The following is an 18,140-nucleotide window of genomic DNA, read 5'->3' as shown; positions in this document are numbered from 1 at the left end:
AGGTCCGTCCGGGATCTGCGCCATCATGGCGTCATGACGAAGGCGGACGTGGTGGTGGCCGGCGGTGGCGTGATCGGGATGACGACAGCGCTCACGCTCCAGGGGCGCGGCGCGCGGGTCACCGTGCTGACCGCCCACGACCCGGCCGACACGGTGTCGGCGGTGGCCGCCGCGGTCTGGTACCCGAGCCACACGCAGGAGGATCCCCGGGTGCTGCGCTGGGCCCGCGACACCCACGCCGAGCTGCGCCGCCAGGCGGCCGACGGCGTGCCGGGAGTGGTCGACCGGCCCACCCGGATGTGGCTGCGCCACCCCTACACCGGGCCGCCCTGGTGGGCCGACGCCTGCGGCGACCTGACGGCCGAGCCGGCGGAGCCGCCGTACACCGCGCTGCTGCGGTTCACCGCCCCGTCGGTGGAGATGACCCCGTACCTCGCCTGGCTGCGGGAGCGCCTGGAGGCGGGCGGCGGCCAGGTCGTCCGCCGCGCGCTGGGCACGCTCGCCGAGGCGTACGAGTTCGCGCCGGTCGTGGTGAACGCGACCGGCCTGGCCGCCGGACAGCTCGCCGCCGACCCGGCCGTGTACCCGGCGCGCGGGCACGTCCTGCTGGTGGCCAACCCCGGCCTGGACGTCTCGGTACGCGACGAGGACGACCCGGCCGGCGTCACGTACGTGCATCCGCGCCGGCACGACGTGGTGCTCGGCGGCACCTACGACGAGGGGGTCGCACACACCGGCCCCGACCCGGAGGAGGCGGCGGCGATCCGGCGCCGGTGCGTGGCGCTGGTGCCGCAGCTCGCTGAGGCGCCGGTGCTGGGGGAGCGGATCGGTCTGCGGCCGGTCCGGCGCGGCGGCCCCCGGGTCGAGGTGGACCCGGCGGACGGGCGGCTGGTGCACGCGTACGGGCACGGCGGTGCGGGGGTGACGCTGTCGTGGGGCTGCGCCGCCGAGGTGGCCGATCTCGCCCTTGCCGCCGCCTGACGCCGGAGCCGCCCGAGCAGCGCTCCAACGGCGCGGCGTCGACCGGTCAGGAATCGAGAAGCCCCGGGCGGGTGCCCGGACCTAGCGTTTCCGGTACGGGCCACCCCGCCGGGGAGGCCATCGCCCGGAGGTCGTCACCCATGGACACGCGCATCCGTCAGCTGCACCGCTGGTTCTCCGTCGCCTTCACCGTGACCGTCGTGGTCACGTTCGTGGCGCTGGCGCAGAAGGACCCGATCGTGTGGGTCTCCTACGTGCCGCTGCTGCCGCTCGCCCTGCTCCTGATCAGCGGTCTCTACCTGTTCGCGCTGCCGTACCTGCGGCGTCGCCGTACCGCCGCGCGTACGCGCTGACCTGGGGGATTACCGGGGCCGGTCCGCGGGCAACACTGGCGGATGGATCAGAAGGTGATGGTGTTCGCCCCGGCGCCGCTGTTGACGGTGACGATCGAGCAGCAGGGCGACGCGCCCGAGCTGCATCTGCACCCCGGTGGGCAGGGGGTGTGGCAGACCCGGATGATCGCCGCGCTCGGCGTGCCGGTCACGATGTGTGTGGGCCTGGGCGGCGAGGTCGGCGACGCGGTCCGCAAGCTGCTCGAAGACGAGGACGTCACGGTACGGGTGGTGCGGCGGGAGTCCGGCACCGGCTGGTACGTGCACGACCGACGCGACGGCGAGCGGACCGAGATCGCCGAGCACCCGGGCGCGCCCATGGTGCGGCACGACATCGACGAGCTGTACACGGTGACGCTCACCGAAGGGCTGCGCGCGCCGGTCAGCGTGCTCAGCGGGCCGGCCGACCCGCAGGTGGTGGACCCGGACATCTACCGCCGGCTCGCCGCCGACCTGAGCGCCAACGGTGGGACGGTGGTGGCGGACCTGTCCGGGCCGTACCTGGAGGCGGTGCTCGACGGCGGCGTGACGGTGCTGAAGGTCAGCCACGAGGAACTGCTCGACGACGGCCTGGCCAAGGACGACAGCGTGGACGCGCTGCGCGACGCCGGCCGCCGGTGCCAGGAACGCGGCGCGCGGACGGTGCTGATCAGCCGGGCCGGGGAGCCCGCGCTGGCGCTGCCGGAGGACGGCGAGCCGCTGCTGGTGCACGCGCCGCCGCTGGAACTGGCCGACCACCGGGGCGCCGGTGACTCGATGACCGCCGGGGTGGCGGCGGTGCTGGCCCGGGGCGGTGACCTGCGGGAGGCGCTGCACGTCGGCGCCGCCGCCGGCGCGCTCAACGTGACCCGGCACGGGCTCGGCACCGGCCGGGCCGAGGCGGTACGCGAACTGGCCGGCCGGGTACGGCTGACCCCGCTGGACGGTGGCGACGATGACGGCTGACCGGCGACCCCGGGTGCTGGTGACGAACGACGACGGCGTGTACGCCCCCGGCATCCGCGCGCTGGCCCGGTCCGCGTACGAACGCGGGCTGGACGTGGTGGTCGCCGCGCCGCAGCACGAGGCGAGCGGGATGAGCGCGGCGCTGTCCGCGGTGACCGAGGACGGACGGCTGGTGTTCCGCGAGACCGAGCTGGACGGGCTGCCCGGCGTGCCCGCGTACGCGGTGGCCGCCTCCCCGGCGTACGTCGCGGTGCTGGCCGGGCTCGGCGTGTTCGGGCCGGTGCCGGACCTGCTGCTGTCCGGCATCAACCGGGGCGCCAACGCGGGCCACGCGGTGCTGCACTCCGGCACCGTCGGCGCGGCGCTGACCGCCGGGAACAACGGCATCCGCGCGCTCGCCGTGTCGCTCGACGTGCTCACCCCGGCGGCGGCGAGCGCCGGGAGCGGCGGCGCGGCGATCGCGGTGCTGGACAGCGTGGACGACGAGTCCCGCCACTGGTCGAGCGCCGCCGAGCTGGCCGGGAGGCTGCTGCCCTGGCTGGCCGGCGCGGAGCCGGGCACGGTGCTCAACCTCAACGTGCCCGACCTGCCGGCCGATCAGGTGGCCGGGCTGCGCCAGGCGACCCTGGCGCCGTTCGGGCAGGTGCAGGTGTCGGTCGCCGAGCGCGGCGAGGGCTTCGTGCGTACGGCGGTGGAGGAGAACGCCGTCCGCGCGGTCCCCGGCACCGACATCGCCTGGCTGGCCGACGGGTACGCCGCGGTGACAGCGATCCGGGCGCTCGGCCACCTGCCCGATGTGGAGCTGCCGGTCGACGGCTGAGGACGGGTCCGCCCCGCCACCGTCGTACGGGTGGCGGGGCGGAGAGCGTCACTCGCCGGCCGCGCGCCTGCGGTCGGCCTCGGCGTCGGCGGCGCCCACGGGAACGCCGTCGCCGTCCCGGTCGGCCCGGGACAGATCCACGTCGGCGCCGGCCCGGGCGGCGTCCGCCGCCGCGTCGTCGGCGCCGACGACCTCGCCGCCGTCGGCCTGCCCGTCGTCGGGGACCAGCTGCCCGGCGGTGGCCAGCCCGATCGGTGCGTACCTGGGGTCGGTCATCTCGTCCTCCTCACCGGTGTTCCTTGAGTAGCGGTACCCTGGGACGGAGGGCAGCACACGTGCGGCGTCAGCGTCTCCGGTCGAGGAAGTCCAGGGTGACGGCGGCGAACAGCGGCGACTGGTCGATGTCGTAGTGGGTCAGGCCGGGCAGGATCGCCAGCGCGTGCCCGCCCGCCGGGCGTCCCTCGCCCGCCCAGCCGCCGTCGCGCCGGCCGCCGTCGAGCAGCCCGAACACCTCGACGAAGTGGCTCGGCGGGGCCATGTCCGCGTCGGCGGCCACCACGAGCGTCGGCACCCGCAGGGCCCGCACCTGCTCGGTGAGGTCGAAGTCCTGCCGCATCGCCTCGCCGATCTTGTCGAGCAGCCGGGGGAAGTCCGCCGGCCGCGGCGCGACCCGCTGGTACAGCTCGTACATCGGGGTCTCCTTCATGAACTCGGCGGCCCCGGCACCGACCTGGCCCTGCTGCGCCAGCATCTCCGGATACACCGCGTCGCGGCGGATGTGCGCGGACGCGGCGACCAGCCGGCCGACCTTCTCGGGGTGCCGGAAACCGACGTGCAGGGCGACCCCGCCGCCGAGCGAGAAGCCGACCACGTCCGGCCGGTCCAGCCCGAGGTGGTCGATCAGCGCGGCGACGTCGTCGGCCATCAGCGCCATGTCGAGCGGGCGGTCCACGTCGGCGGTGCGGCCGTGCCCCTGGAGGTCCACCAGGGTCACCTGGTGCCGCGCGGTGAGCGCGGGCAGGATCGGCGCGAACATCTCACCCGAGGTGAGGCCGCCGTGCAGCAGGATCATCGGCCGGCCGGCGCCGTGCGTCTCGTAGTACAGGTGGACGCCGTTGACGTCGGCGTACCGCCCGGGGGCGTGGGTCTCGTCGCGCTGCGCTGTTGTCATCGGTGCTCCTCGGATGTGGTGACCTGACGGCTGGTGGACCGGGAGGGCGGCACGGAATCATCGGTGCGGGATCGAACGTGCTCGCATCGACGCTGCATGTGGGCTAGGTTCGGCGAGGTGAGCGAGGTGGCGAGCGTTCCCGTCGAGGCGCAACTCGAGGCGTACCGGTCGGAGTTGACCGGCTACTGCTACCGGATGCTGGGTTCGGCCTTCGAGGCCGAGGACGCGGTGCAGGACACATTCGTCCGGGCCTGGCGCAATTTCGACAAGTTCGAGGGGCGGTCCGCCCTGCGGACCTGGCTCTACCGGATCGCCACGAACGTCTGCCTCACCATGTCCACGAGCGCGCAGCGCCGGATCCGGCCGATGGACCTCGGTCCGGCGGGCGTCGGCACCGCCACCCATCCCGGCGAGCCGCGCCCGGAGCAGATCTGGTTCGGTCCGGCGCCCGACGACCGGGTGCTGCCCGAGGTCGCCGACCCGGCCGAGGTGGTCGCCGGCCGGGAGTCGGTCCGGCTGGCGTTCGTCGCGGCGTTGCAGCACCTGCCGCCGAAGCAGCGGGCCGTGCTGATCCTGCGCGAGGTGCTGGCCTGGTCGGCCCAGGAGACCGCCGAACTGCTGGACACGTCGGTGGCGAGCGTCAACAGCGCGCTGCAACGGGCGCGCGCCACGATCGCCTCGGCCGACACCGAGACCGAGGTGCGCCGTCCGCTCGACAGCGAGCAGCAGGCGCTGCTCGCCCGCTACGTGCGGGCCTTCGAGGCGTACGACCTGGCGGCGCTCACCGCGTTGCTGCACGAGGACGCGACGCTGTCGATGCCGCCGCTGCCGCTGTGGCTGCGCGGCTCCGCGCACATCGCCGCGTGGATGGCCGGCACTGGCAGCGGCTGCCGCGGTTCCCGACTGGTGCCGACGGCCGCCAACGGGATGCCCGCGTTCGGCCAGTACCGGTGCGACCCCGACGGCTCAGGTCACGTGCCGTGGGCGTTGATCGTGATCGGCGTCTCCGGGGGGCGGATCACGTCGCTCAACAACTTCCACGACGTCGACCGGCTGTTCCCGCTGTTCGGGCTGCCCGCCCGGCTGGAGGAGGGCGCCGGCCAGCCCGAGCAGGCCGGCCAGTTCGCGTAGGCCCGCGCACGCGCCGCGTACCTCGAGCCGCCAGCCGAGCCGCCGGGCGGTCAGGCGCAGCCGCGCCAGCACCTCGACCGTGACGAGGTCGGGTGCGGTCACCGCGGACACGTCGCACACCACCACGCCCCGGTCGCGGTCGCGCAGCGCCTCGGCCAGTTCGGCGCAGCGGGCCGTGATCTCCGCGCGGGTCGGCGTCCCGTCGGCCAGGCGGAGCAGGTGGGTGATCACAGGCGTTGGACCGCCGTACGTCCCCGCTCTCATCGGTACGCGCGCGTCGGCGCGATTTGCCTCGACCGCCTTGTCGCACGCAGTTACATAGACGTTAACTGCTATACCAATCATCGGTGCTCGGCTATATGATCCCGGTAGTTCACCCCGAAGCCTCACGAAACCGCAGCTCCCGCACCCCTCGGGTCGAACTCCGCAAGCCAGGTGCCCCCGCGACGTCTGCCTGGCGACCGCCCGGCGTTGCGGTTCAGCCTGCCGGAAAGGTGGGAACGGATGACAGGGCTTCCGTCCTTGGTCATCGGCATCGCGACCTCGTCGGCCGAGCGCCGGCAGCTCGCCCAACTGCTCGGCGGCACTGAGTCGTTCCTGATCGTGTCCAGCGCCCATCAGGCCCGCCGCTTCCTCGACCTGGTACGCCGGCCCGCGCTCACCGTCGTGCCGCACCCGCCCGTGGGTGACGAAGCGCCGGCCGAGCCGCCCCGGCGGGAGCTCGCTGTCGACTCCGACCGGCGGGTGCTGCGCTGGCGGGAGCGGGAGATCGGGTTGACGCCGCTGGAGCACGACCTGCTGGTCTGCCTCACCGGCACGCCCGGCCAGGTGTGGACGTACGCCCGGCTGCACCGCGCGGTCTGGGGCAACGACCACCTCGGGCGGCGCTCGGACATGCACTCGGTGGTCCGCCGCCTCCGCCGCAAGCTGGGCCGCCTCGACGCTCCCGCCGAGATCCACGCCGTGCGAGGCGTAGGTCTGCGCCTCACTCCCTGACCCCCGCCCGGCCTCGCCGTCGATCTTGCACTTGCGGCCACTCGGGCGGGGCTTTCGTGTGCTTCGCCGGGGCGGAAAGTGCAAGATCGACGAGAGTGTGGAACGGCCCGCCCGGCGCGTGCGCCGGGCGGGCCGTTCCTGTCGGGTGCGGGGTCAGCAGCGGGTGGGGGAGAGGGTGAAGTCCTCCACCGTGGGCGTGCTGCTGTTGATCTTCGTCTGGCGCGTCTGGGGCTTCCAGCCGTCCTTGGCGACGATCAACGTCAACGGGTTGTTGCGCCGGTCCATCCAGTAGGCGTACCGGCCCTGCGCGTCGGTGGTGAAGGTGTACGAGCTCGCCCAGGAGTCGACCTGCACCGTCACGCCCGCCAGCGGTGCGGTGGCGCCCTGGCAGCTCTTGCCGGAGACCGTGCCGGACAGCTTGCCCCAGGTGGTCGGCGGCTGCGCGATCATGGTCACCGCCACCGGCTCCACCGTGTACGGGGTGTCCTCCTTGATCGCCACCGACGCCGAGTACGTGCCCGGCTGGTCGACGTTCGCCGTCATCGTGACGGTGACGGTGACCTTCTCACCGGGCGCCAGCGTGACCTTCGACTTGTCGACGGTCAGCCAGCTCACGTCGGCGGCGGCCTCCGAGCACTCGGAGAAGCCGGGCAGGACCTCGCTGTCCTTGGTGGCTGTGAAGCTGCCCGACGAGCCGCCGATCTTGTAGAACCCGCACGCCGCGCCGCCCCGGTAGCGGGCGGTGTTGGCGTTGGGCAGGTTCGCCCACGAGTTGGTCGCCGGGTCGAACGCGAAGCCGGCGTTGGTGATGGCGCCGCCCTGCGACCCGCCGACGACCAGGAGCTTGCCGTTCGCCACCGCGTACGAGGAGGCCCAGCTGTCGGCCGGCGCGTCCGGGATGGCGGTCCAGGCGTTCGCGGACGGGTCGAAGGCGTACCCGACCTTCTGCGACGTGGTGCCGTCGTTGCCGCCGGTGCAGTAGACGGTGCCGTCGATCCCGCCGCAGGACAGGAACGCCACCGACTTCGGGTACGCGGGCAGCGTCTCCCAGCTGTCCGCGCCGGGGTCGTAGCGGACCACCGAGTTGGACATCGGCGTGCAGCTGGCAGTGGTGCAGCCGCCGATCGCGTACAGCTTGCCACCCGCGACCGCCTGGCCGGCCGCCGAGCGCGGCGCCGGGTTGTCGGCCTTGCGGCTCCAGGTGTTCGCCGCCGGGTCGTACGAGAAGGTTCCGGCGTCCGGACCGGCGGCGCCCCAGCCGCCGGTGGCGATGATCTTGCCGTCGACCACGCCGACCGTCATGGCGTTACGCGCGCCGGGCAGGTCGGCGATCCCGGTCCACGCCTGGGCGATCGGGTCGTACCGGTAGTTCTTGGCGCTCGACGCGGTGCCGTCGCCACCGGCGATGGAGTAGACCTTGCCGTCGACGCTGACGACCCGGTTGTCCATCACGTTCGACGGGTAGCCCGGGATGGCGGTCCACGGGTCCGCCTGCGGGGCCGCCGCCGCGATCACGGTGGACGACTTGCCGGACGAGCGGGCGGCGAACGACGTCGCGGCGGTCAGCCGCTGGACCGGCGCGCCGGTCGAGCCGAGCAGCGCCTGCTGGGACAACTGGGAACCGTCGGCCCGTTGCAGCACGAACCCGCCGTCACGCTCGCTGAACTCGGCGGTCACCGGCGCCCCGCCGGTGTTCGTCACGGTGAAGGTCTTGCTGACCTTCCCGCTCGGCATCCGGACCGTGCCGGTGATCGAGGTCGGCTTCACCGACAGCCGGCCGGCGGCGAGCTGGAAGTTGGCCGCCGTGGCCCAGTCCTCCTCGACCGCCACCTGCTTGGTCTGGCTCACGTAGTTGCCGGCGCTGGCGGTGAACGGGTGCGTCCCGGTCAGCGACGAGAACATCCAGTAGAAGCCGTCGGGCAGCTCGGTGTCGTCCGGCGTGGCCACCGTGGTGGCCTTCTCCGCCGGGCGGTCCTTGCTGGTCACCGTGGCGCCGTTGACGTAGCTGTTGTCGTTCTTGTCCCGGACGTGGCCGAGGACCAGGCCGCCCTTGACCGGCTTGCAGACGAGCTTGCTGCCGATGAGGACGTTGTCGACCTGCCACCACCATTCCCAGCTGGCCTCGTAGTAGTGGAAGCGCACCCGCACCTGCGACTGGCCGGCCGCCTGCGGGATCGGCACCTCGGTCACCCGGGGCCCGCGCACGTCGGCGGCCTGCCGCAGCACGTTGCTCCACGTGGTGCCGCCGTCCAGGCTCAGGTCGACGTCCGCGCGGTCGCTGTTGAGCCAGTTGTAGTCCTGGTTGAACCGGATCACCGGCGTGGTCACGCCGGTCAGGTCGACCACCGGGCTGACCAGCGACGTGTCCTGCCGCCCGCCGCTGCCGTAGTTGTCGCTGTCGATGATGGCGAAGTTGCCGCTGCCGCCGGTCAGGTTGCCGCGCTCACCGGCGTCGGTGAACTCCCAGACCTGGCCGGTGCCGGCGTTGTCCACCACGGTCCAGCCGTCCGGGGTGCCGGTGCCGTCGAACGTCTCGTACTCGCCGTCGGAGCTGACCGTGTAGCCGGGGGCGGTGGTGCACGCCTCCGGGTTCGCCTGCACCGCGATGTTCGCGGTCACGTTGGCGGACCCGACGGTGACCTCCTTGGTGGTGGTCAGATAGCCGGCGTACTGCGGCTCGACAGTGAGCCGGTACGTCGCCCCGGCCGGCAGCGACAGGCTGAAGCGGCCGGTCGTCGGCGTGGTGTAGTCGGAGATCGGCGTGCCCTCGACGCTGACCTTCGCGTACAGCGGCCAGCCGTGCCCGGAACCGTCGGTGACCTGCCCGCTGACCGTGACGCTCGGTACCGCGCTGAGCGCCACGTCGAGCGTGGTGGTCGTGTTCGCGGTGATCGTCGCCGGCAGCGTGCGGGTCGCGTACCCGAAGGCCGAGACGGCCACCTGGTAGTCGCCGGCCGGCAGGAGCGAGGAGTACGTCCCGTCCGCGCCGGTGATGAGCGTGCGGTCCGCCGCGCCGGTCAGGGTGACGCTCGCGCCGGCGATGGCCGCGCCGGTGGCGGCGTCGGTGACCTTGCCGGCCAGCGTGCCGTTGTCGCCGATCGGGGCGGCCGCGAGCAGCGCGAGCGCGTCCAGGCGACCCTCACCGTAGACGTTGTTGTCGTCGGTGGTGCCGCCGCACTGGGCGTCGCCCTTGTCGATGGCCGCGTCGTCGAGCAGCGCGCGGGTCGCCGTGACGTCGCCGACCAGCGTGGGCGCCGCTGACCAGAGCAGCGCGATCGCGCCGGCCAGGTGCGGCGCCGCCATCGAGGTGCCGCTGATGCTGGCGTACGAGTTGGTCGGCACGCTGGAGCGCACGTTCACGCCCGGCGCCGAGATGTTCGGCTTGATCTCGCCGTTCTGCCCGGTGCCCCGGGACGAGAAACTGGCGATGTTGTTGTTGACGTCGTACGCGCCGGCCGAGTAGTTGCTCGCCAGGCTGCCCGGCGAGCCGCTGGTCTGGCAGGACGGGCCGTTGTTGCCGTTGGACCAGACGCCGAAGATGCCGGACGCGGCCCAGGCGTTCGTGACGTCCTCCATGAACGGCTCGTTCGACGGCGTCCTGGTGCCCCACGAGTTGTTGATGATGTTCGGCCGCTTGCTGGCGTCCGGGTTCTGCCCGTTGAGGTCGGTGGGCTCCAGCATCCACTGGCCGGAGGAGACCAGCGCGTCGTCGGACGGGCAGCACCCGTTCGCGGCGATCCACTTGACCTCGGGGGCGACACCGATCTGGTTGGCCCCGTCGGCACCGGCCATGGTGCCCATGGTGTGCGTGCCGTGGCCGTCGGAGTCGCACGGCGCGGTGGCGCACTCTCCTGCGGCGTCGAACCAGTTGTAGTCGTGGTCGAAGGTGCCGTCACCGTTGTTGCCGCGGTAGGCGTTCACCAGCGCCGGGTGGTCGAACTGGACGCCGCTGTCGATGCTGGCCACGGTGATGCCGGCGCCCTTGACGCCGTACTGGGACCAGACGTCGTCGGCGTTGATGTTGGCGATGCCCCACTCCAGGGCGTTCGCCGACTTCTCGTCGGTGCCCGGGGTGGTCTCCGGCAGCTTGTACTCCACCGGCGCGTACAGGCCGTCCACCTCGGAGTGGGCGGCGAAGTTCTGTGCCATGGTCAGCGAGCCGCCGGTGACCTTGATGGCGTTCGTCGCCCAGAAGGTCTGGTACTTCGTACCCGAGCGGTCCAGCTCGGCGCGGATCTTCGACTGGCTGTCGGCTGCGGTCTTCTTCAGCGCCGCCGCGACGGCGGCCCCGCGCTCGTTCCAGTCCTTGATCGCGGCGGCCTTGCCCAGGTCCGCCTTGGCGCCGAAGTGGATCCAGAAGTCGCCCTCGCTCTTGCCCTGGAGCTGACGGGTGAGTTCGGGACGGATCTTGTCGCCGGCCGACGCGCCGGCGCCGGTGCCGGCCTGGGCCCCCGTGCCGGTAGCGGCCAGCGCGGTGGCGGCGAGCACCAGGGCGGCGCCCGCGCTCACCAGCCGCCGGGCCGGGCCCCATCTGTGTGGACGTCTCAGCATCGGTGCTGCCTCCTACTCCGATGACCCGCTGATGATCGAGCCATGGCAGAAGGGCCAGGAGACGGACTCTCCCGACTGGTCGCACCGGTGTTGCAAGAACCCCCCAGGCCCCCTAGGCGCCGTGCGGGTCTGCGCCGGACGCCTGAGTGGACACTATGATCGACAGTAAGGAACGATCAATGACCGTACGTGAGCAACATGTCACCAACAGGTCCCCGCGTCGGGCGGCTTGTTGACAGTTTCTGTCACGGTGGGGCGCGGTGACGACTGACGGCACGAACACGGCTGACTCCGGCACCGACCCGCCGGAGCGGCCCTTCTCGCTCGTCATCGGCGTGACGTCGTCGCCGGCCGAGCGGCTGCGGCTGACCGAGCTGCTGGACGGCGTCGCGCCTCTTCTGATGGTCACCGATCTGGACGAGCTACGCGAGTTGATCATGACGGATGCGCCGGCCCCGGCCGACGTGCCGGCTCGGGCCGTACCCCCGGACGAGCCCGCGCCGGACGGCGCGCTGGTGATCGACGCCGCCCTCTCGACCGCCAGGTGGGGTGACCGCGAGACCGCCCTGACCCGGCTGGAGCGTGACCTGCTGACCTGCCTCACCGCCGAGCCGGTACGGGTGTGGAGCTACGCCGAGCTGCACCGGGCGGTCTGGCGCGACGCGCCGACGCACGGCCGCGCCGACGTGCAGTCCCTGGTGAAGCGGTTGCGCCGTAAGCTCGACGGGCTGGGCACCGGCGTCACCATCGCGGCGGTACGCGGCGTCGGCCTGCGGCTGACCGACCACCGCCAACCCCGGGTACGGGGCGACTGACCGTCCGTCCACGGGGCGCTCTGAGCCCGCCGCAACGGTGATGTCGCGGACCCGACGGCGCGCACGGCCGGACGGTGACAGCCGGTGACCCGATCGGTGGAGGCCCCCCGCCGGTGTGGCCGGAATTGATGGCGACCGGTCGATTACCGGTGCGGCGTGTATCGCGAGAAGTCTTTGCCTCCTACGGTGACGTCCGGCACGCGGACGGAGGGGACCCGGGAATCACCCGGGAGGGCCGTCCCGGCGGACAGGGAGAGTTGACTCGATGCGAGTTTGGCTTCGCGCGGTGGCGGTGGTCGCCGCCGGCGCGGTCGTGGTGGCGGGAGTACCGGCGCTGGCCGGCACCGTCGTCGTGCGGGACGCCGGCGTGGCCGGACACGCCGGCGCCCAGGCGACGGGCAGCAGCGCCGCGCTCGGCGCCGCGCGTACGACCGCGACCCGTGCGCTGGTCACCCCCGGGGACACCCGGCTGATGCCGACCACGCCCCGCACCGACACGCCGCGGATCACCAACGGCGAGATTACCGACATCGAGGTGATCGGCAACCGCGTCTTCATCGCCGGCACGTTCACCTCGATCGCTAACGTCGGCGGTTCCGCGATCACGCAGCGGTCGCTGGCGTCGTACAACCTGGACACCGGCAAGGTGGACACCGGGTTCAAGCCGGTCATCGACGGCGCGGTCGCCGCCGTGGAGGCGTCGCCGGACGGCTCGTCGCTCTACATCGCCGGCTCCTTCAACACGATCAACGGCGTGACCAAGCGCAAGATCGCCCGGCTGAACCCGACCACCGGCGCGCCGGTCGCCGCGTTCACCGCCACCGCCAACGCGCGGGCCACCGCGCTCGCGGTCAGCGGCAACGCGGTCTACGTCGGCGGCCAGTTCGCCACCGTCAACGGGGTCAGCCGCAGCGGCCTGGCCGCGCTCAACCCCACCACCGGCGCCGTCGACACCGGCTTCAACCTGCCGCTCACCGGCGGCATCGGCGTCGGCGGCATGCTCACCGTGCAGCAGCTCAAGCTCACCCACGACCGCGGCAAGCTGCTCGTCGTGCACACCGGCCGCCAGATCGCCGGCCAGGACCGCTACGGCGTGGCGCTCATCGGTACGGCCAGCAAGGCGCTGCTGCCGTGGCGTACCCGGCTGTGGGAGGACAACCTCTCCTTCGTCGGCGGCATCCAGCGCGTCTTCGCCGGTGACATCGCGCCGGACGACTCGTACTTCGTGGTCACCAGCGGCTCCGGCGGCGACCGTCCGCCGATCAACGACACCGCCATCGCGTACCCGCTGACCGGAAACGACAACGTCGAACCGCTCTGGATCTCCCGGCACTTCGACAGCATCTACTCGGTGGCGATCACCGACACCGCCGTCTACGTCGGCGGCCACTTCAGCTGGCAGGAGTCGCCCACCTCGAACGTGCCGTGGCCCGGCCTGGACAACGTCGGCTACGGCACCGGCCAGGGGCTCAGCGGCTACGGTCTCGGCGACCAGGTGGTGCGCCGCGACCACATCGGCGCGCTGGACCCGCTCACCGGCACCGCGCTGGAGTGGAACCCCGGCTCCAACTCGTACGAGGGCGAGAAGGCGATGCTCGCCACCTCGCGCGGCCTGCTCGTCGGCGGCGACGGCAACGTCAAGGGCGGCAAGACCACCGGCCGGGTGGCCTTCTTCGACCTCTCCAAGGAGCCCAAGCCGGCGGCGCTGGACACCACGGTCACCACGCCGATCGAGGGCGCGGTGAAGCCGGCCGGCGAGTCGTTCACCATCAGCGGCCAGGCGCTCGCCCCGGCCGGCGTGGCCCGCGTCCAGCTGGAGATCCAGGACCGCACCAGCGGCAAGTACCTCCAGGCCGACCTGACCACCTGGGGCGCGTTCAAGGCGATCAACACGACTGTCGCCGCGCCGAACGCCACCTCCACCACGTGGAGCCTGCCGGTGACGCTGCCCGCCGGGGTCTACCAGTTGCAGGCCAAGACGTTCGACCGCAACGGCGCCGGCGACACCACGAAGGCGGTCAAGAAGATCGAGGCGTTCCGCTTCGACGACCTGCCCCCGACGACCCGGATCAGCTCGCCTTCGGCCGGCCTGGTCGCCACGCAGACGTTCGTGGCCTCCGGCACCGCCACCGACGACAAGGGCGTCAACTCGCTGATCTACTCGTTCCGCACCCCGGACAACAGGTACCTCCAGGACGACGGCACCGTTGCCGCCGTCTACAACACCTTCCGCGGCGAGCCGGACGTGATCGGCGCGAAGTCCGCCACCTGGCAGTACGAGGTCACGCTGCCGACCGAGGGCCAGTGGAAGATGACCGCCACCGCCGTCGACACGAGCGGGCAGAGCGACCTGCGCGGTGACACCCGCGACTGGACCGTCTCGGCCACCGGCGTACCGCCGACAGTGGCGATCACCTCGCCTGTGGCGATGACCCCGCCGGGCAACCCGGCGCCGTTCACCGTCGCGCCCGGCGGCACCGTCACGTTCGCCGGCACGGCGCGCGACGACGACGCCCTGAAGTCGGTCGAGATCTACCTGCGCAACAACACCACCCGTGAGGCGCTCGCCAGCGACGGCACGTGGGGCGCCGACTCGGTCGCCGGCTACCACCGGATCTCGCCGACCAACCTCGACGCCGCGACGTTCGACTGGTCGTTCACCACGGTGCCGCTCACCCCCGGTGTCTACGACTTCCGGGTACGGGCGACGGACAAGCTCGGCCTCACCACGTCCAGCACCAACATGGGCCGGCTCACCGTCACCGCGCAGGTGCCCGGCGACGCCTTCCCGAACGGGCTGCTCAGCTTCACCGGCACCAACCAGGACATCGACCAGCTGCACCTGGACCTGGCCGGCACGGCGACCGACGACAAGGGCGTCCGGGCGGTCCGGATCGCGCTGCGCGACCTGGACACCGGCCGGTACGTGCAGCCCAACGGCACCATGGCCGCCGCGTTCGCCACAGTCGACGCCACGCTCGCCTCGCCGGGCGCGACCAGCACGCCGTTCACGCTCTCGATCGACCTGCCCACGCGGGGCACGTACAGCGTGGAGGCGTGGGCCGTGGACACCGCCGGTCAGCAGGACAACTCGACAAGCGGCGCGACCGCTCGCTACCTGGTCTACCCGGGTGACACCGACCCGACGCTGGAGCCGAGCATCACGCCGGTCGAGGGTCAGGCGTACACCGGCGGCCGGATCGTGATCACCGGCCGGGCGGTGGACGACGGCGGGATGCAGAAGGTCGAGGTGCAGATCGGCAACAGCGCCGGTCAGGGCATGAACTCGGCCGGCACGTTCGGCCGCGCGGGCGCGCCGACCAGCTGGCCGTGGATCGCCACGTTCCTCACCAGCCCGGGATCGCCGGGGTCCAACTTCGCGTACACGTCGCCGGTGATCCCGGCCGGCACGTACACGGTGACGATCCGAGGCATGGACAACAGGGGGCAGTACCAGCAGCCGCCCCGTACCGTCACGGTGACCGTCACCGACTGACCGGACGGCCTCGCGGGCCGGTCCGCGCCGGGAGTCCCGGCGCGGACCGGCCCGTGCCCGTCTCAGGGACGGATCAGGCACATCCCGGCGGCGGCCGGCCGGTCCATGGTGGCCAGCGCATCCGGCGCCTCGGCCAGGTCGATGACGCGGGTGACCAGCTCGGCCGGGCGCAGCACCCCGGCGGTGACCAGGCGCAACATCTCCGGGTACGCGTGCGCCGGCATGCCGTGGCTGCCCCGCAGCTCCAGCTCGTACGCGATCACCAGGTCCATCGGCAGCGCGGGCCGGCCCTGCGCGGCGGGCAGCAGCCCGACCTGCACGTGCCGGCCGCGCCGGCGCAGCCCTTCGATCGACGCGACGCAGGTGGCGTGACTGCCCAGCGCGTCCAGCGAGAGATGGGCGCCCCCGCCGGTGGCCTCCCGGATCGCGGCGGCCACCTCGCCCGGGCCCTCGAACGCGCTCGCGTCCAGGCAGACCGCGGCACCGCTGCGGTGGGCCAGCTCCAGCGCGGCGGGTGATACGTCCACCGCCACCACCCGCGCCCCGCTCGCCGCCGCGACCATGACGGCGGACAGGCCGACGCCGCCGCAGCCGTGCACCGCCACCCACTCGCCCGCCGCGACCCGGCCCTGCGCGACGACGGCCCGGAACGCGGTGGCGAACCGGCAGCCGAGCGCGGCGGCGGCCGCCTCGTCCAGCTCGTCCGGCAGCCGGACCAGGTTGACGTCGGCGTGCCGCACCGCGACCAGCTCGGCGAACGAGCCCCATCCGGTGAAGCCCGGCTGGGTCTGCCGCTCGCAGACCTGCTGGTCGCCGGCCAGGCACGAGGGGCACCGCCCGCACGCGCAGACGAACGGCGCGGTCACCCGGTCGCCGGGCCGCCAGCCGCGTACGTGCGCGCCTGTGGCCACGACGACGCCGGCGAACTCGTGCCCCGGCACGTGTGGCACGCGGATGTCCGGGTCGTGGCCCTGCCAGCCGTGCCAGTCGCTGCGGCACAGGCCGGTCGCGCCGACCCGGACGACCACCCCGTCCGGCGCAGGCACCGGATCGTCCACCTCCCGGACCTCCGGCCGCACCCCGAACCGCTCGAACACCACAGCGCGCATACCCCCGATCCTCACACCCGCCCCCTCCCGCCCTCCGCACCCCTCCCGCCCCTCGCCCTCGCCCTCGCCCCGGCTCCCGGTCCCCTGCTCTCGGCGATCTTGCACTGGCTGCCCCGCCGATGTCGTGAATGTCCTGTCTGCCCGGGCAGAAAGCGCAAGATCGCCGGAGCGGGGCCGGTCCCCGCCTGTCGCGTCTCCCATCACCTGGGAACCCTGATCCGTATCCCGGGAGCGCCGTAGATCTTGGTACGAAAAGGCCCCCATAGGGGCCAATTCGTACCAAGATCTACCGGTCGCTCGGTCGCCGGTGAGGGATGGGTCTCATGCTGGTGATCAAGGAGTTTGTGTCCTCGTCAGGGCGGTGTCAGCCGCAAACTCCTTGATCACCGGGGGAGACAGGGGAGGGAGGGGAGGGAGGGGGAGTGGGGCTATAGGCGGCGGCCCTGGGATGTGTGGGCGGTGATGCCGTCCAGGGGGGTGCCGGGGGTGAGGGTCGTCGGGTCGAACCAGAAGATCACCACCTGGGGGTCCTCGCTCCACCGGACCAGCTTCGCCTCGACCTGGTGGCCGTCGACCGTCCCGACGATGCGCGCCGCCGGGCCGACGAAGTAGCCGAACGTCGGCACCGGCGCGTCGGCGGGCACCCGCTGCTGGTCGTACCCGATCTCGTGGAACCCCGGCCGGCGGTCGCTGCCGGACACGTCGTTGACCAGGAAGTCGGAGGTCAGGCGACCGTCCGGGGTGCGCCGGCCGGCGACCAGGCCGATCGTCACGCCGGGCACTCGCGGCAACTCGACCGGGACCATGAAGAACACGCGCTCGTCGGCGCCGTACCGGATGCCGCTGCCGACGACGGTCCCGAGCGGTCGCGGTGGGGCCTCGGTCGGTGCCGGCACGGCGGCCGGCGTGGGCGGGGGAGTGCCGGCGGACGCGGTGGCGACCGGCTCCCCGGCCGGGGCGTGCGGCGGGCCGGGCCGCGGCGCCACGACGTCGACGCCGACGGCCACCGCGATCACCGCCACCGTCGCCGCGACCCCGGCGCCGATCCGGCGGCGTCGGCGCAGCCGGCGTCCCCGGCGCATGATGTCCGTGATGTCCAGGCCGTCGGCCCGCTCGGTGGCCCGCATCGCGCGGCGCAGCTCGTCCATCTCGGTCACCGGCACGTCTCCTGCGGTCGCGGCGCGGACAGACCGGCGGTACGCAGCTTCTCCAGCGCCCGGGACGCGGTGCTCTTGACGGTGCCGACCGACACGTCGAGTTCGTTTGCCACCTGGGCCTCCGGCAGGTCGAAGTAGTGACGTAGGACGACGACGGCGCGTTCGCGCGCGGTGAGCGTGGCGAGCGCGGTGACCAGCCACCGCCGGGTCGCCACCTCCTCGGCCAGGTCACCGCCGCGCCGCTCCGGCAGGTCGTCGCTCGGATATTCGCGGATCGGCCGTCGCCAGCTGTCGATGAGGTGGTTCACCAGCACCGACCGGGCGTATCCGTACGGGTCGCCGTTGCGGATCCGGGACCAGGACGCGTACGTGCGCACCAGCGCGGTCTGCGCGGCGTCCTCGGCGTGGTGGTGGTTGCCGGTCATGAGGAAGGCGGCGTGCGTCAGCCGCGCGGACGACGCCCGCGCGAACTCGACGAACTCCGCGTCACCCCGGGCCATGCCGGCCTTCTGCGCCTCTCACCCCGGTAGTGACGGGCGGGACGGGCAAAAGGTTGAGTCCCCGCCGGACCAACTT

At 72.8% G+C, this 18,140-nt stretch carries 14 protein-coding genes and 1 pseudogene; 8 read left to right on the top strand and 7 right to left on the bottom strand.

Annotation, left to right across the window (positions count from 1 at the left end; genetic code table 11):
* The first annotated feature begins 33 nt into the window (after positions 1-33).
* The 4 genes from ACGFIA_RS19510 (at position 34) to surE (ending at position 3,138) form a co-directional block, all read left to right on the top strand.
* Complete coding sequence (locus ACGFIA_RS19510) at positions 34-981, top strand: FAD-dependent oxidoreductase (protein WP_393261236.1); 948 nt, start codon at positions 34-36, stop codon at positions 979-981.
* A gap of 140 nt (positions 982-1,121) precedes the next feature.
* Positions 1,122-1,334 (top strand): hypothetical protein, encoded by a 213-nt coding sequence (locus tag ACGFIA_RS19505; RefSeq protein WP_393261233.1) that lies wholly within the window; start codon positions 1,122-1,124, stop codon positions 1,332-1,334.
* A 42-nt stretch (positions 1,335-1,376) separates the two neighbouring features.
* Positions 1,377-2,318 carry a PfkB family carbohydrate kinase gene (locus ACGFIA_RS19500; protein ID WP_357472100.1) on the top strand — a complete coding sequence of 314 codons (942 nt, stop codon included), beginning with the start codon at positions 1,377-1,379 and terminating at the stop codon, positions 2,316-2,318.
* Positions 2,308-3,138 carry a 5'/3'-nucleotidase SurE gene (gene surE / locus ACGFIA_RS19495; protein WP_357390511.1) on the top strand — a complete coding sequence of 277 codons (831 nt, stop codon included), beginning with the start codon at positions 2,308-2,310 and terminating at the stop codon, positions 3,136-3,138. Before ACGFIA_RS19500 ends, surE begins: the two co-directional genes overlap by 11 nt.
* Positions 3,139-3,186: 48 nt before the next feature.
* Here surE and ACGFIA_RS19490 read toward each other — a convergent pair whose 3' ends face one another.
* Both ACGFIA_RS19490 and ACGFIA_RS19485 read right to left on the bottom strand, forming a co-directional pair.
* Positions 3,187-3,414: a hypothetical protein gene (locus tag ACGFIA_RS19490; protein WP_357390513.1), complete on the bottom strand. Its 228-nt coding sequence runs from the start codon at positions 3,412-3,414 to the stop codon at positions 3,187-3,189.
* A 67-nt stretch (positions 3,415-3,481) separates the two neighbouring features.
* Entirely contained in the window at positions 3,482-4,309 is an 828-nt protein-coding gene (locus tag ACGFIA_RS19485) for an alpha/beta fold hydrolase (RefSeq protein WP_357390515.1), read from the bottom strand.
* Between the two features lie 96 nt (positions 4,310-4,405).
* On the opposite strand from ACGFIA_RS19485, the gene ACGFIA_RS19480 reads away from it, so the two are divergent.
* Positions 4,406-5,440 carry a sigma-70 family RNA polymerase sigma factor gene (locus tag ACGFIA_RS19480; RefSeq protein ID WP_357472112.1) on the top strand — a complete coding sequence of 345 codons (1,035 nt, stop codon included), beginning with the start codon at positions 4,406-4,408 and terminating at the stop codon, positions 5,438-5,440.
* A gap of 30 nt (positions 5,441-5,470) precedes the next feature.
* On the opposite strand, the pseudogene ACGFIA_RS19475 reads toward ACGFIA_RS19480, so the two are convergent.
* Positions 5,471-5,704, bottom strand: a pseudogene (locus ACGFIA_RS19475) (hypothetical protein); the annotation flags it as partial.
* Between the two features lie 240 nt (positions 5,705-5,944).
* Between ACGFIA_RS19475 and ACGFIA_RS19470 the strand changes: the two are divergent.
* Positions 5,945-6,436: a winged helix-turn-helix domain-containing protein gene (locus ACGFIA_RS19470; protein WP_357390519.1), complete on the top strand. Its 492-nt coding sequence runs from the start codon at positions 5,945-5,947 to the stop codon at positions 6,434-6,436.
* A gap of 153 nt (positions 6,437-6,589) precedes the next feature.
* Here ACGFIA_RS19470 and ACGFIA_RS19465 read toward each other — a convergent pair whose 3' ends face one another.
* Positions 6,590-10,987, bottom strand: a complete 4,398-nt coding sequence (locus ACGFIA_RS19465; RefSeq protein ID WP_357390408.1) for a S8 family serine peptidase — start codon at positions 10,985-10,987, stop codon at positions 6,590-6,592.
* Positions 10,988-11,247: 260 nt separating this feature from the next.
* Between ACGFIA_RS19465 and ACGFIA_RS19460 the strand changes: the two genes are divergently transcribed.
* Entirely contained in the window at positions 11,248-11,802 is a 555-nt protein-coding gene (locus ACGFIA_RS19460) for a winged helix-turn-helix domain-containing protein (RefSeq protein ID WP_357390410.1), read from the top strand.
* Positions 11,803-12,067: 265 nt separating this feature from the next.
* Positions 12,068-15,298 carry an Ig-like domain-containing protein gene (locus ACGFIA_RS19455; protein WP_357390412.1) on the top strand — a complete coding sequence of 1,077 codons (3,231 nt, stop codon included), beginning with the start codon at positions 12,068-12,070 and terminating at the stop codon, positions 15,296-15,298.
* 62 nt (positions 15,299-15,360) lie between these two features.
* Here the strand turns inward: ACGFIA_RS19455 and ACGFIA_RS19450 are convergent, their stop codons facing one another.
* The 3 genes from ACGFIA_RS19450 to ACGFIA_RS19440 all read right to left on the bottom strand — a co-directional run bounded on the left by ACGFIA_RS19450 (position 15,361) and on the right by ACGFIA_RS19440 (position 18,064).
* Positions 15,361-16,407 carry a zinc-dependent alcohol dehydrogenase family protein gene (locus ACGFIA_RS19450; RefSeq protein WP_393261227.1) on the bottom strand — a complete coding sequence of 349 codons (1,047 nt, stop codon included), beginning with the start codon at positions 16,405-16,407 and terminating at the stop codon, positions 15,361-15,363.
* A 428-nt stretch (positions 16,408-16,835) separates the two neighbouring features.
* Positions 16,836-17,555, bottom strand: coding sequence for a hypothetical protein (locus ACGFIA_RS19445; RefSeq protein ID WP_357390457.1), 720 nt, complete (start codon positions 17,553-17,555; stop codon positions 16,836-16,838).
* Between the two features lie 5 nt (positions 17,556-17,560).
* Positions 17,561-18,064, bottom strand: a complete 504-nt coding sequence (locus ACGFIA_RS19440; RefSeq protein WP_357390416.1) for a SigE family RNA polymerase sigma factor — start codon at positions 18,062-18,064, stop codon at positions 17,561-17,563.
* Positions 18,065-18,140 lie beyond the last annotated feature (76 nt).

This window comes from Micromonospora sp. NPDC049203 (assembly GCF_043197215.1).
Classification (GTDB): Bacteria; Actinomycetota; Actinomycetes; order Mycobacteriales; family Micromonosporaceae; genus Micromonospora.
This window is presented reverse-complemented; position numbering and strand designations above follow the sequence as displayed.

What these genes read in the sequence shown, in the direction of transcription:
- ACGFIA_RS19455 (WP_357390412.1), top strand. Translation starts at nt 12,068, where the DNA reads ATGCGAGTTTGGCTTCGCGCGGTGGCGGTGGTCGCCGCCGGCGCGGTC.
- ACGFIA_RS19505 (WP_393261233.1), top strand. Translation starts at nt 1,122, where the DNA reads ATGGACACGCGCATCCGTCAGCTGCACCGCTGGTTCTCCGTCGCCTTC.
- ACGFIA_RS19500 (WP_357472100.1), top strand. Translation starts at nt 1,377, where the DNA reads ATGGATCAGAAGGTGATGGTGTTCGCCCCGGCGCCGCTGTTGACGGTG.
- ACGFIA_RS19440 (WP_357390416.1), bottom strand. Translation starts at nt 18,064, where the DNA reads ATGGCCCGGGGTGACGCGGAGTTCGTCGAGTTCGCGCGGGCGTCGTCC.
- ACGFIA_RS19510 (WP_393261236.1), top strand. Translation starts at nt 34, where the DNA reads ATGACGAAGGCGGACGTGGTGGTGGCCGGCGGTGGCGTGATCGGGATG.
- ACGFIA_RS19485 (WP_357390515.1), bottom strand. Translation starts at nt 4,309, where the DNA reads ATGACAACAGCGCAGCGCGACGAGACCCACGCCCCCGGGCGGTACGCC.
- ACGFIA_RS19445 (WP_357390457.1), bottom strand. Translation starts at nt 17,555, where the DNA reads ATGGACGAGCTGCGCCGCGCGATGCGGGCCACCGAGCGGGCCGACGGC.
- ACGFIA_RS19465 (WP_357390408.1), bottom strand. Translation starts at nt 10,987, where the DNA reads ATGCTGAGACGTCCACACAGATGGGGCCCGGCCCGGCGGCTGGTGAGC.
- ACGFIA_RS19470 (WP_357390519.1), top strand. Translation starts at nt 5,945, where the DNA reads ATGACAGGGCTTCCGTCCTTGGTCATCGGCATCGCGACCTCGTCGGCC.
- ACGFIA_RS19490 (WP_357390513.1), bottom strand. Translation starts at nt 3,414, where the DNA reads ATGACCGACCCCAGGTACGCACCGATCGGGCTGGCCACCGCCGGGCAG.
- ACGFIA_RS19480 (WP_357472112.1), top strand. Translation starts at nt 4,406, where the DNA reads ATGTGGGCTAGGTTCGGCGAGGTGAGCGAGGTGGCGAGCGTTCCCGTC.
- ACGFIA_RS19450 (WP_393261227.1), bottom strand. Translation starts at nt 16,407, where the DNA reads ATGCGCGCTGTGGTGTTCGAGCGGTTCGGGGTGCGGCCGGAGGTCCGG.
- surE (WP_357390511.1), top strand. Translation starts at nt 2,308, where the DNA reads ATGACGGCTGACCGGCGACCCCGGGTGCTGGTGACGAACGACGACGGC.